Origin of the sequence: Mesorhizobium sp. CO1-1-11 (genome assembly GCF_020164995.1) — a bacterium.
Lineage (GTDB): Bacteria > Pseudomonadota > Alphaproteobacteria > Rhizobiales > Rhizobiaceae > Mesorhizobium > Mesorhizobium australicum.
On record NZ_JAIUHE010000010.1, the window covers coordinates 178041 to 190863 of the forward strand.

General features: G+C 63.6%; 12 protein-coding genes. 3 read left to right on the forward strand and 9 right to left on the reverse strand.

Annotation, left to right across the window (positions count from 1 at the left end):
- Positions 1 to 248: 248 nt before the first annotated feature.
- Both mmsB and LB554_RS14010 read right to left on the reverse strand, forming a co-directional pair.
- Positions 249 to 1133 (reverse strand): 3-hydroxyisobutyrate dehydrogenase, encoded by an 885-nt coding sequence (gene mmsB, locus LB554_RS14005; protein ID WP_140723867.1) that lies wholly within the window; start codon positions 1131 to 1133, stop codon positions 249 to 251.
- Between the two features lie 26 nt (positions 1134 to 1159).
- Positions 1160 to 2326, reverse strand: coding sequence for an isobutyryl-CoA dehydrogenase (locus LB554_RS14010; protein WP_224585120.1), 1167 nt, complete (start codon positions 2324 to 2326; stop codon positions 1160 to 1162).
- 136 nt (positions 2327 to 2462) lie between these two features.
- Between LB554_RS14010 and LB554_RS14015 the strand changes: the two genes are divergently transcribed.
- Both LB554_RS14015 and LB554_RS14020 read left to right on the forward strand, forming a co-directional pair.
- Positions 2463 to 3077 (forward strand): dimethylsulfonioproprionate lyase family protein, encoded by a 615-nt coding sequence (locus tag LB554_RS14015; RefSeq protein ID WP_140723863.1) that lies wholly within the window; start codon positions 2463 to 2465, stop codon positions 3075 to 3077.
- Complete coding sequence (locus LB554_RS14020; protein WP_140723862.1) at positions 3077 to 4552, forward strand: cobyric acid synthase; 1476 nt, start codon at positions 3077 to 3079, stop codon at positions 4550 to 4552. The genes LB554_RS14015 and LB554_RS14020 overlap by 1 nt, the downstream gene beginning before the upstream one ends.
- 167 nt (positions 4553 to 4719) lie before the next feature.
- Here the strand turns inward: LB554_RS14020 and LB554_RS14025 are convergent, their stop codons facing one another.
- Together LB554_RS14025 and LB554_RS14030 are read right to left on the reverse strand one after the other, a co-directional pair.
- Positions 4720 to 4890, reverse strand: coding sequence for a hypothetical protein (locus LB554_RS14025; RefSeq protein WP_023769888.1), 171 nt, complete (start codon positions 4888 to 4890; stop codon positions 4720 to 4722).
- Between the two features lie 51 nt (positions 4891 to 4941).
- Positions 4942 to 5727: a TSUP family transporter gene (locus LB554_RS14030; RefSeq protein ID WP_140724190.1), complete on the reverse strand. Its 786-nt coding sequence runs from the start codon at positions 5725 to 5727 to the stop codon at positions 4942 to 4944.
- A 114-nt stretch (positions 5728 to 5841) separates the two neighbouring features.
- On the opposite strand from LB554_RS14030, the gene LB554_RS14035 reads away from it, so the two are divergent.
- The gene (locus LB554_RS14035) at positions 5842 to 6273 is read left to right on the forward strand and encodes a TerB family tellurite resistance protein (RefSeq protein WP_140723860.1); all 432 of its coding nucleotides are present in this window, start codon (positions 5842 to 5844) and stop codon (positions 6271 to 6273) included.
- Between the two features lie 16 nt (positions 6274 to 6289).
- Here the strand turns inward: LB554_RS14035 and LB554_RS14040 are convergent, their stop codons facing one another.
- The 5 genes from LB554_RS14040 to LB554_RS14060 form a co-directional block, all read right to left on the reverse strand.
- Complete coding sequence (locus tag LB554_RS14040; protein ID WP_224585121.1) at positions 6290 to 7912, reverse strand: ABC transporter ATP-binding protein; 1623 nt, start codon at positions 7910 to 7912, stop codon at positions 6290 to 6292.
- On the reverse strand, positions 7909 to 8778 hold the full coding sequence (locus LB554_RS14045) for an ABC transporter permease (protein ID WP_224585122.1): 870 nt from the start codon (positions 8776 to 8778) through the stop codon (positions 7909 to 7911). The genes LB554_RS14040 and LB554_RS14045 overlap by 4 nt, the downstream gene beginning before the upstream one ends.
- Complete coding sequence (locus LB554_RS14050) at positions 8775 to 9722, reverse strand: ABC transporter permease (RefSeq protein WP_140615980.1); 948 nt, start codon at positions 9720 to 9722, stop codon at positions 8775 to 8777. Before LB554_RS14050 ends, LB554_RS14045 begins: the two co-directional genes overlap by 4 nt.
- A gap of 34 nt (positions 9723 to 9756) precedes the next feature.
- The gene (locus LB554_RS14055) at positions 9757 to 11235 is read right to left on the reverse strand and encodes an ABC transporter substrate-binding protein (protein WP_224585123.1); all 1479 of its coding nucleotides are present in this window, start codon (positions 11233 to 11235) and stop codon (positions 9757 to 9759) included.
- A gap of 162 nt (positions 11236 to 11397) precedes the next feature.
- Entirely contained in the window at positions 11398 to 12678 is a 1281-nt protein-coding gene (locus LB554_RS14060) for an acetylornithine deacetylase/succinyl-diaminopimelate desuccinylase family protein (RefSeq protein ID WP_224585124.1), read from the reverse strand.
- Positions 12679 to 12823 lie beyond the last annotated feature (145 nt).

The window sequence follows — 12823 nt, forward strand, 5'->3', positions numbered from 1 at the left end:
AAAAACCGCGCCCCATCGGGAACGCGGCTTTGCCAGATACGCATGGCGTTTCGCTACGAAGACACTTGCGAAACTTACGGGCTCCGGTACGCGAGACCTGATCCGGAGCGCCGGGCGGATGCGATATGTCCGCCTCGCAATCTGTTTTACAGGGACATCGTTACCGCGGAGTTATCGAGAGCTTAAGCAAATCTAAATTTGCGGCCTTGGTCTGGAAGAACCCGAAAAAACTAGACTAAATCCGCTGTTTACGCCGAGTTGCCGCGCAGAAAATTTATTATGCCGGAGAAATCGGCGCCGCCATGGCCCTGGGCGTTGAAAAGGGCATAGAGCTGCGCCGCTTCTGCGCCAAGCGGTGTCACCGCGCCCGCGCCAAGCGCTGCTTCCTGCGACAATTTCAGGTCTTTCAGCATAAGAGCCGCCGCAAATCCGGGCTTGTAATCCCTGTTGGCGGGCGAAGTGGGAACCGGGCCAGGCACGGGGCAATAGGTGGTCAGCGACCAGCACTGGCCCGACGAGGTCGAGGCGACGTCGAACAGCGCCTGATGCGACAGGCCGAGTTTTTCCGCCAGCACGAACGCCTCGGCGACGCCGATCATCGAAATGCCGAGGATCATGTTGTTGCAGATCTTCGCCGCCTGTCCGGCGCCGTCACCGCCGCAATGGACGATGCGGCCGGCCATCGGCTTCAGGATCGGCTCGGCGGCCGAGAAAGCATCGTCGGCTCCCCCAGCCATGAAGGTCAATGTACCGGCCGTGGCACCACCGGTGCCGCCCGAAACCGGCGCGTCGATGGACAGCAGGCCGTGCTTTGCTGCAATCGTATGAGCCTTGCGCGCCGATTCGACGTCGATCGTCGAGGAATCGATGAACAGCGCGCCGTTCCTGGCCTTGGGAGCAATGTCCCCATAGACCGACAGCACGTGCTTGCCGGCCGGCAGCATGGTGATGACCACGCCGGCATCCTTCACCGCCGCGAGCGCATTGGCCATAACGACGACGCCATGTTCGCGCGCGACCGCGAGGTTTTCCGGCATCAGGTCGAAACCGTGCACGGCATGCCCAGCCTTGACCAGGTTTGCGGCCATCGGATTGCCCATATTGCCGAGGCCGATGAAGGCGATCGTCGTCATAGTCTCTCTCCCGGAGTTTGCTGGCGTCAGCGGCCGATCAGGGCGCGCGCGATGATGACGCGCATGATTTCGTTGGTGCCTTCGAGGATCTGGTGCACCCTGAGATCGCGCACCAGCTTCTCGATGCCGTAATCATGCAAATAGCCATAGCCGCCGAGCAGTTGCAGCGCGTCGTTGGCGACGTTGAAGCCGGTGTCGGTGACGAAGCGCTTGGCCATTGCCGACCATTTGCCGGCGTCCGGCGCCTTGCGGTCGAGTTTGGAGGCCGCCGCATAGAGGAATATGCGCGCCGCCTGCAACTCTGTCTCCATGTCGGCCAGCCTGAACTGCAGCGCCTGGAACTGGTTGATCTTCGAGCCGAATGCCTTGCGCTCGGCGGTGTAGGAGAGCGCCTTGTCGAGCGCCGACTGGGCGCCGCCCAGCGAACAGGCGGCGATGTTCAGCCGGCCGCCGTCGAGCCCGGCCATGGCGATGCCGAAGCCGGCGCCTTCGCCCGACAAGAGGTTCTCCGCCGGCACCTTGCAATCCTCGAAGATGACCTGGCGGGTCGACTGCATGTGCCAGCCCATCTTGTGCTCATTGGCGCCGAAGGAGAGGCCGGGCGCATCCTTGGGCACGACGATGGTGGAGATGCCTTTCGGGCCGTCGGCGCCGGTGCGCACCATGACGGCGTAGACATCGCTGTCGCCGGCGCCGGAGATGAACTGCTTGGCGCCGTTGAGGATGTAATCGCCGCCGCTTTTCACCGCGCGCGTCTTCAGCGCCGCCGCATCCGAACCCGAGCCAGGCTCGGTCAGGCAATAGCTCGCCAGCCATTCCATGGAGGCGAGCTTCGGCAGGAAACGCTGGCGCTGTTCTTCATTGCCGAAGCGGTCGATCATCGAGGCCACCATGTTGTGGATCGAGATGAAGGACGAAAAGGCCGGGTCGGCATGCGACAGCGCCTCGAAGATCAGTACGGCGTCGAGCCGGCCGAGCGCGGAACCGCCGACATCGTCCCTGACATAGATGCCGCCGAGGCCGAGCGGCCCCGTCTCGCGGATCACATCGGCGGGGAAATGTCGCCTGCGGTCCCAGTCGAGCGCATTGGGCGCGACGCGATCGGCGGCGAAGGCCCGCGCCATATCCTGGATGGCACGCTGTTCCTCGTTGAGTTCGAACTGGCTGGTGCTCGCATCGACCGCGGCGTCCATGGCGTGCTCCCTGATGTCTGACCTGCTGGCCCGTCGTTTTTGGCTTTGCGCGCGGACCAATCTAGACCAATGATGCCGCCGCGCAACCCGACCCGCCGCGGAGCGGCTGTGCACCAATGCATGCCCGGAGCAAGATGTGACGACAAAATTCGATAAGCTGCTGGAAAAGTTCCACGCCTATCTCGCTTCCGTCGATGACGCTCTGGTGCGCGAGGCGGTGGCGCGTATCGGCTGGGATATGCCAGCCCGAAATTTGGAGCCGCATGCGCTTGGCTGCCTGCGCCATCTTGATCGCGCGGCCGGACTGGCACCGCCGGATGCGAGGCCGCTGGTGCGATTGCTGGCCGAGCTGCGCAACGAACTGCATTGGGGACAGACCTACACCGAGGCTGATTTCGGCAGGGCCTTTATCGACAATTACGGCTGGCTGGAAATCTTCGGCACGCGTGGGCACTTCGTCAACGAAGAGGCTGCCGCCGGGCTGCTGATTCTTGGACCCGGGATCGTCTACCCCGACCATCATCACGTCGCCGAGGAAATCTATATTCCGCTGACCGGCGGTACGGAATGGCGCATGGGCGAAAGCGGTTTTCGCAGGCGGGAGGCCGGCGAGGTCGTCCACCATGCCTCCAACGTCAACCATGCCATGCGAACGGGCAAGGAGCCGCTGCTGGCGCTCTATATCTGGCGCGGCGGGCCGTTGGCGCAAAAATCCACGATCACCGGCACCGCGACGCAGGGCAGGGGCTGATGGCCAGGGCGATCATGCTGCAAGGCACAGGGTCGGATGTCGGCAAGACGGTGCTGGTCGCAGGCCTGTGCCGCGCCGCGAAAAAGCGTGGCTTGCAGGTGCGGCCGTTCAAGCCGCAGAACATGTCGAACAACGCCGCCGTCGCCGATATCCCCGGCGACAACAACCATGGCGGCGGCGAGATCGGCCGCGCGCAATGGCTGCAGGCGATCGCCTGCGGCGTGCCGCCATCGGTGCATATGAACCCGGTGCTGCTCAAGCCGCAGACCGATGTCGGCGCGCAGGTCATCGTCCAGGGCAAAGTGTTCGGCGAAGCAAGGGCGCGCGACTACCAGGCGCTGAAGGGCCGGCTGATGGATGCAGTGCTGGAGTCCTGGGGCCAGGTCTGCGAGGGCGCCGACCTGGTCATCGTGGAGGGCGCCGGCTCGCCGGCCGAAATCAACCTCCGCAGCCGCGATATCGCCAATATGGGCTTTGCCACGCGCGCCGATGTGCCGGTGGTGCTGGTCGGCGACATCGATCGCGGCGGCGTCATCGCCTCGGTCGCGGGCACGCATCTGATCCTGCCGGAAGAGGATCGGCGCATAATCGTCGGCTATCTCATCAACAAGTTCCGGGGCGATGTTTCGCTGTTCGATGACGGCATCGAGGCGATCGAGAAGTTCACCGGATGGCGCTGTTTCGGCGTCGTGCCGTGGCTGAAGGCGGCGGCGCGGCTGCCGTCGGAGGATTCCGTGGTGCTGGAGCGGCTGGCATCCGGCGAGGCGCGCGCGCTCAAAGTCGCGGTGCCGATGCTTGGCCGCATCGCGAATTTCGACGATCTCGACCCGCTCAAGGCCGAACCGCAGGTCGAGGTGGTATTCGTGCCGCCGGGAAAGAAGCTGCCGGCCGATGCCGGGCTGGTGGTCATTCCCGGCTCCAAGTCGACGATCGGCGATCTCCTGAAGTTTCGCGAGAATGGTTGGGATCGGGATCTTGCGGCGCACCGCAAGCGCGGCGGCCATGTCGTCGGCATCTGCGGCGGGTTCCAGATGCTCGGCCGCATGGTACGCGATCCCGACGGCATCGAAGGCTCCGTCATGGAAGCCGAGGGGCTCGGCCTGCTCGATGTCGAGACGGTGATGGAGCCGGAAAAGACGGTGCGAAATGTCAGCGCCCGGTCAGTGCCGTTCGGCCTGCCGCTCGAAGGCTACGAGATCCACCTCGGCCGCACCACGGGTCCGGACACCAGGCGCCCGTCGGCGATCATCAATGGTGCCGAGGATGGCGCGATCTCGGCGGACGGCAAGGTGATCGGCACCTACATGCATGGCCTGTTCGGCGCCGACGGCTTTCGCGGGAAATTTCTCGAAAGCCTCGGCATCAAGGGCGGTGGCCTCGACTATCGTGCCGAAGTCGAGCGGGCGCTGGACGAAGTCGCCGCCGAGTTGGAGACCCATCTGGACTGCGACGCGATTTTTTCGCTGGCGCGTTGAAGGTCAGGCCTTCTCGCTGGCCTTCGGCCAGTAGGTGCCGAACGACCAGACATCTCGATTGGCATTGCCCATCCTTCCGCCAAGCGAATCTAGCAGAGCCCGCATTAGAATCAAAAACGCCCGGCTTGGCCGGGCGCTCTCAGTCCCCGCTTGTCGAGGGAAACTTGTCAGGCGCCGCGCATCAGGCAGCCGGCGGCCAGCACGATGTAGGCGATAAGAACAATCCACACCGATGCGATTGGAATGAACGCGAGGACGCCAAGCGCGGCAAGAATGCCGATGATGGCGATGACAACGGAGATGATGAAAACAATCTGGGTAGGCGCGCTGAGATTCATGTCTGGCTCCTCCAACATGATTCGAACATCAGCACTGTAACAGGCGCGTGATCACAGACCAATCATGACACGCAACGGGTTGGCCGGATCGGCCAGCAGCTTCACCGCCAGAGCCACGCAGACGATGACCAGCAGCGGCTTGATCAGCTTGGCGCCGATACGCATGGCCAAGCTCGCGCCAACGCGGGCGCCGAGGAACTGGGCGACGCCCATCATCAGGCCAATCTTCCATGAGATGACGCCGACAGCGGCAAAGATGATGAAGCCGCCGATGTTGGAGGCGAAATTGAGCAGTTTGGTGTGCGCCGTTGCCTTGAGCACGCCGTAGCCGGCGAGCGTCACGAAGGCCAGCATGTAGAAGGAACCGGCGCCCGGCCCGAATACGCCATCATAGAAGCCGATGGCCGGCACCACGGTCACGCCGAACAGGAAGGGCGACAGGCGCTCGGCCCGGTCGACATCGTTCATGTTGGGCTTGAGCGCGAAGTAGAGCGCAATGGCAATCAGCACCAGCGGCAGGGCCGCGCGTAACAGGTCGCCGGGCACGACCGTGGCCAGCAGTGCGCCGATGGCGCCGCCGGCGAGGGCAAGCAGCGCCGATGGCAACTGCCGGCGCAGGTCGACATGGCCTTTCGAGGCGTAGTGGATCGTCGCCGACCCGGAGCCGAACATGCCTTGCAGCTTGTTGGTTCCAAGCGCCTCGACCGGCGAAAAACCGGCGAGCAGCAGCGCCGGAATGGTGATCAGCCCGCCGCCGCCGGCAATCGAATCGACAAAGCCCGCGGCAAAGGCGGCGAAAGCGAGCATGGCGATGGTCTGGGCGGTGAGGTCGATCATCTGATATGTCGAGATGTCCGTCGGCTGCAGCGCGCGTTCGACCACGGCCACCCCGTTTGCGCAAGGCCGATTCCGCGCTAATTCTGTTGAAGAGGAATCGGAAAGGGGCCGTTCATGGCATTCGCATTGCTGGACCAGATACGCTCGATCTTCGACGGCGACCCGGGCGTACGAAAGGTCGCGGACGATCCCGTCCTGTCGGCGGAACTGCTGATGCTGTTCCGGATGATCCTGGCCGATGGCACGGTGAGCGAGAGCGAGATGGTTGCCTTCCGGCGCATCTGCAAGGATGCTTTCGGCATTCCGGAGGCCAGCATCGACGCGGTCATCGAATATCTCAACGAATTCGGCTACGAGACCAACGGCTCGCAGGCGATCGCGCTGTTTCGCGACCTCGACGTCGGGCGGCGCAAGCAATTGGCGCAGCACATGGCGGAAATCGCCAAGGCGGATTCGCAACTGGCCGAGACCGAGGTGCGCCTGTTGCGCCGCACGCTCGATTTGCTCGACATCAGCCCGGTCGATGTGGTGAAGCCGGAAGAGTAGCAGGCGGATCGGCAACTCACCCCTGTTCCTGCATCCGTTTCGCGATCGCCCGGCGCAGATCCGGCGCCGCAGCGACAAGCGCCTTGGCCGCCTCTGATCGTGGCTGATCGAGCACATCGCTCGTCCTGCCGCGCTCGACGATCTTGCCGTCATGCATGACAAGCACCTCATCCGTGATGGCGCGGGCGACGGCCAGGTCATGAGTGATGAAGAGATAGGCGATGCCGAGTTTCTGGTTGAGTCCGGCGAAGAGGTCCAGGATCTGTGCACGGATCGAGACATCGAGTGCCGAGACCGGCTCGTCGGCGATGACAAGCTTGGGGCGCGTGATGATGGCGCGGGCGATCGACAGGCGTTGACGCTGGCCGCCGGAGAATTCGTGCGGATATTTGTCCATGTCGCGTTGGTCGAGGCCGACCTCGTGCAGCGCATGCGCCACCATCTCGAGGCGCTCGGCGCGCGTTGGTTTTTTCTCCAGGACATGCAGGGGTTCGGCGACCAGTTTTTCGACCTTCTGGCGCGGATCGAAGGAGCCGTAGGGGTCCTGGAAGACAACCTGCATATCGCGCCTGGCCGGCTTCAGCTCGGCCTCGCTCCTGCCGGTGATGGGTTCGCCGCGAAAGCGGATCACGCCCGAACTCGGCCGGTCCAACGCCAGGATCATGCGGGCAAGGGTCGACTTGCCGCAGCCGGAGCGGCCGACCAGCGCCACCGACTGGCCCGGCGCCATCGATAGCGAGACGTCGTCGACCGCACGTATGTCTGGCGCGCGCCTGAACAGCGAGATGCGGCGGCCGGGGTAGTCGCGGCTGACGCCCTCAACCTGCAGCAAGGGTTGGTCCGTCCCGACACGATGAGGCTTAGCGCGCGCCGGAACATGCATCGAGGCCTGCGCCAGCTGGCGCGTATAGGGATGGAACTGTTCGGAGAGCGTGCGCGCCGTGTCGCCGGCGTCCATCACCTCGCCGTGGCGCAGGATGGTGATGCGGTCGGCCATCTCTGTTACGACAGCGAGATCATGCGATATCAGCAGCAGGCCCATGCGGTTCTCCGCCACGAGATCGCGCAGGAGGTCGAGGATCTGTGCCTGCAGCACCACGTCGAGCGCCGTCGTCGGCTCGTCGGCGATCAGCAGCTTCGGCTTCAGCGCGCAGGCGATGGCAATGACGACGCGCTGGCGTTGGCCGCCCGACAATTCGTGCGGATAGCGCGACAGCGGGAATTTCGCTTCGGGCAGGCCGACGCGGTCGAGCATTTTTCGCGCCCGCTCCTCGGCGTCGGCACGGCTCGCCCCGGTGTGCCAGCGTATACCTTCGGCGACTTGTTCGCCGATCGTCTTGACCGGATTGAGCGCCGTCATCGGCTCCTGGAACACCATGCCGATGTCGTCGCCGCGCAAGGCACACATCTGGTCCTCGGTCGCTCCGAGAATATCGATGCCGTCGAACGTGATGCGCCCGGTGGCGCGTGCGGCATGGGGCAGGAGCCGCATCACCGTCAGCGCGGTCATCGATTTGCCGGAGCCGGATTCGCCGACCAGCCCCATCACTTCGCCGGGCGCGACGGAGAGCTCCATGTCTTTCAGGATCTGTGTGTCGCCGATGACCAGCGACAGATTATCGACTTCGAGCAGGCTCATCGCTGCCGCCGCGATTTCGGGTCGAGAATGTCGGCGATGCCGTCGCCCAGAAGATTCAGGCCGAGCACGGTGACGACGATCGCCATGCCGGGGAAGATCGCCATCCAGGGAGCCGCCACCATGCGCGTCTGGGCGTCGAACAGCATGCGGCCCCAGCTCGGCATCGGCGGCTGAGCGCCGAGGCCGAGATAGGAAAGCCCGGCTTCGGCCAGGATGCCCAGCGCGAACTGGATTGTGCCCTGCACGAGGAGCAGCGTGGCGATGTTGGGCAGCACGTGTTCGATCGATATCTGCGTGCTGCTCTTGCCGGCGGCGCGCGCTGCAAGGATGAATTCGCGCGGCCAGATGGCCAGCGCACCGGCGCGGGCGACGCGGGCGAACACCGGAATGTTGAAGATACCGATGGCGATGATGGCATTGACGGCGCCCGGCCCGAAAATGGCTGTTATCATGATGGCCGACAGCAGCGCGGGGAAGGCGAAGACGAGGTCGTTGATGCGCATCAGCGCCTCGTCGACGAGGCCGCCGCGCGCGGCGGCGAAGGCGCCAAGCGGCACGCCGACACCCATGCCGATCCCGACGGCGACCAGCGCCACGGCGATCGAGTTGCGGGCGCCAACCATGATCATCGACAGGATATCGCGGCCGAAATGGTCGGTGCCGAACCAGTGCGCCAGCGAGGGACCTTGCGTCTTGTCCGCTATGACGAGCCTCGTCACATCGAAGGGTGTCCAGACATAGGAGACGACAGCCATCGCCACGATCAGCACGGTGATGACGAAACCGGTAACGAAAGCGGTGTTCCCAAACGCCTTGGCCAGGATGCCGCGGAACGTCTCGTCGGGGATGTCGATGCGCAGCGTCATTGCCGGGTCCTCAGGCGGGGATCGACCACCGCATAGGAAAGGTCGACGACGAGGTTGACGGCAATGACGGCGGCGACCAGCAGCATGACGACGCTCTCGACGACGATCAGGTCGCGCTGGGTGATCGCCTGGAACACCAACCGGCCGAGCCCGGGCAAATAGAAGACATTTTCGATGATGATGGTGCCGGCGAGCAGGAAGGCGAATTGCAAGCCAAGGATGGTCAGCACCGGGATCATGGCGTTGCGTAGCGCGTGCCGCCACAGCACGGCCCGATAGGGCAGGCCCTTGGCGCGGGCGGTGCGGATATAATCCTCGTTGAGCACCTCGATCAGCGCCGAGCGGGTGACGCGCGCCAGGATCGCCGCTTGCGGCAAGGCAAGCGCCACCGCCGGCAACAGCAGCGATTTCAGTGCCGGCCAGGCGCCGGCGCCCCAACCAGGAAAACCACCGGCCGGGACCAGACGCAGCCAGACGGCGAAGACATAGATCAGCATCAGCGCGAACCAGAAATTGGGCACGGCAACGCCAAGCTGCGCGACGCCCATTGAAATCGTATCGCCGGCCCGTCCGCGCCGGCTGGCCGAAAACAGGCCGACCGGAATGGCGATCAAGGTGGAGAGCGCGAGCGCGATCAGCGCCAGCGGCAGCGAGACGGCCAGCCGTTCACGCACGAGATCGATGACCGGGACCGAGTAGGTATAGGAGCGGCCGAAATCGAGGGTGAGCAAGCCGCCGGCCCAGTGCAGATAGCGCAGTACGATCGGCGCGTTGAGGCCCATCTGGTTGCGCAAGAGTTCCACTTGGTCGGCACTGGCGTTCATGCCCAGCATCAGCCGCGCCGGATCGCCGGGGAGGATCTCCAGCACGGCGAACACCACCATCGAGGCAAGCACCAGCGTGGCTAAAGCGACGGCGAGGCGCTTGAGGAGGTAGGCGCTCATGGAAGGCGAGGGAGTGGCGCGCGCACCACGAACCTCACTCGCTCCACTTCACCTTGGTCAGGTCATTGGCCTGGATCGGCGCATTTTCCCACAGGCCTTGCAGCTTGGCGTCCCAGACACCGACCTTGGGCAATTCGTAGAGGAAGCCGACCACGGCGTCGTCGGCCAGGATCTTCTGCGCCTCGCCAAGCAGTTCCTTGCGCTTGGCCTCGTCGGAGGTGAGGTTGAGGTCGGCGATCACCTTGTCGAAGGTCGGATTGTCGTAGTTGAAGTAGTAGTCCTTGCGCGCATAGATATCGATGTCGTTGGGCTCGGTGTGGGAGACGATGGTCAGGTCGTAATCCTTCTTGGTGAACACCTGGTCCAGCCACTGCGCCCATTCGACCGGGATGATCTCCAGGTTGATGCCGACATCGCGAAGTTGCGAGGCGATGATCTCGCCACCGAGCCGTGCATAGCTGGGCGGCGGCAGTTTCAGCGTTGCCTTGAAGCCGTTCTCCAGCCCGGCCTCCTTCAGCAGTTCCTTGGCCTTGTCGACATTGTGTGGATAGAGGCCGGTGAGGTCGACATAGTCCTTGTTCGCCGGCGACATATGCGAGCCGATCGGCAGGCCAAGGCCGGCCGAGGCGCCGTCGATGATCGCCTTGCGGTCGAGCGCGTAGGAGATCGCCTGCCTGACCTGCAGCTTGTCGAAAGGTGGCTTCTTGTTGTTGATCGAGAGGATGGTCTCGCCTTCGGTCGAACCGATCACCACCTTGAAACGCGGATCGTCCTTGACCTGTGCGAGGCTGTCGGGATCGAAGAAGGGGAAAGCCTGGATGTCGCCGGACAAAAGGGCCGGCACATAGGCCGCGGCATCCGGCACGATGCGGAACTCGACCTTGTCGAGGAACACGGGAGCGCCCCAGTAATGGTCAGATTTGACCAGCGTGATCGATGATCCCTTGGCCCAGTTCAGGAACTTGAACGGGCCGGTGCCAACCGGATTTTCCTTGTTGGTGTCGGCGGATTTCGGCGACACCATCACCGCGTCGCCCCAGCCCATATTGTAAAGGAAGGATCCTTGCGGGTTTTTCAGCGTGACGTTCACCGTCGCCGGATCGATGACATCGACCTTGTCGATGGCCGCGAACAGGCCCTTCTGCGCGTTGACCGAATTGTCGGCGCGGGCACGGTCGAGCGAGAATTTCACGTCATCGGCGCTGAAATCGGCGCCGTCGTGGAATTTGACGCCGGTGTGCAGCTTGAAGGTGTAGACCTTGCCGTCATCGGAAATGGTCCAGCTTTCCGCCAGATCCGGCAGCACTTCGCCATTGGGTCCGATCCGGGTCAGGCCCTCGAAGACATTGGCGTAGAGCACTTCCTTGATCGCCGCAGCGGCACCAGCGGTTGGGTCGAGATGCGGCGGTTCGAGCGGAATGCCGATGACCAGGTCGGTTCGGGCCGCAAAGGCGGAGGTTCCAGCGGCCAATGCGAGAACCGCGGCGGCCAGAATGGTTTTCCACAATCTCATCGTGCAACTCCCCATGCGTTCAGGACACGTGCTCAAGCCGGGCGATAGAAGCGTGATTTCGCGTGGGAGTAAATTGCGTTTCGTGCTGCCAGGCAGGATGGCCGGGAATGTTTTTGTCGTGCCAGCCCTGTCGGCGGGCCGAAGCTTATCGCGATGCAGGGGTTATCCCGTGGCCGTGCCGCGCAGCAGCACGTTGAGCCCGATCGCCATCACCTTGGCCGATTCCACCATGTCCGATATGCCGACCCACTCGTCCGGCCGATGGGCGAGGTCGAGAATGCCCGGGCCATAGGCGATGCAGTCGTGGATATGTCCGATGCGGGCGATGTGCTTCTGGTCGTAGGTGCCGGGCGAAATGACGTAGTCGGGCTCGCGGTCGAAGATCGCATGAATGCCTTGCGCCACCGCCTTGACGACGGGCGCGTCGCGCTCGGTCATCAGCGGCAGCACTTCCATCAGATCGCGGATCTCGTAGTCGAATTTTTTGCGCTCGCGCTTCAGCCGGTCGAGAATGCCGGTCACTTCGGCTTTGACCGTGGCCAGATCCTCCTCGAGAAGGAAGCGGCGGTCGATGGTCAGACGGCAGGAATCGGGCACGTTGGGGGAGGGCAGGCCGGGGCGGAAATCCTCGGTCTGGCCGCCGTGAATGGAATTGATGTTCATGGTCGAGCGCCTGGCGCCTTCCGGCACCACCGGCATGCGCGTGACCTTGAGGTCGAGTGCCGGGAACAGTTCGTCCTCGAATGCCTGCAGCACCGCGCCCATATGGCGCACCGCATTGTCGCCGAGAAACGGCATCGAGCCGTGCGCGATTTCACCCTTGGTCTCGATCTCCGCCCACCAGACGCCGCGATGGCCGAGGCAGATGCGGTCCTTGTTGAGAGGCTCGGGAATGATGACGTGATCGACCCTGGGTTTCGAGAAATAGCCGAGCCCGGCCAGATGGGCGACGCCGCCGAAGCCGCCGGATTCCTCATCGACCGTTCCCGAGATCTCGATGGCGCCGGGAAAATCGGGAAAGACTTCCAAAAAGGCTTCGACAGCGATGATGGAGGCGGCGAGGCCCCCCTTCATGTCGCAGGCGCCGCGTCCATAGACCTTGCCATCCCTGACGATGCCGGCGAACGGATCGACGGTCCAGCCGTCGCCGGCTTCGACAACGTCGATATGCGAATTGAAATGGACGCAGGCACCAGGTGACCGTCCATCAAACCGCGCAACGACGTTGATGCGCGGATAGCGATCGGTGTCGCCGGGCGTGCCGTCGGCGCGGATGAACTCGGTCTCGAAGCCGCTCTTCCTTAGCCGCTCACCGATATAGTGGGCGCATGGTCCGTAGGCTTCGCCGGGTGGATTTATGGTCGGAAAGCGGATCAGGTCGGCGGTCAGCGCCACCAACTCGTCGCGCCTGATGTCGATTGCCTTGAGGAGTCGCCCGTTCATGCCGCGAGTTGAGCAGCGATCCCAGTGGTTTTGCAAGCCCGTGATCAAACCCGTGCAACGTGTCGTTGTGGCAACTATCGCGGGAAATCGTTCAAATTCACTGCTTTGGATTGGCGAATTGGTCAAAGACTGTGTGTTATCTGTT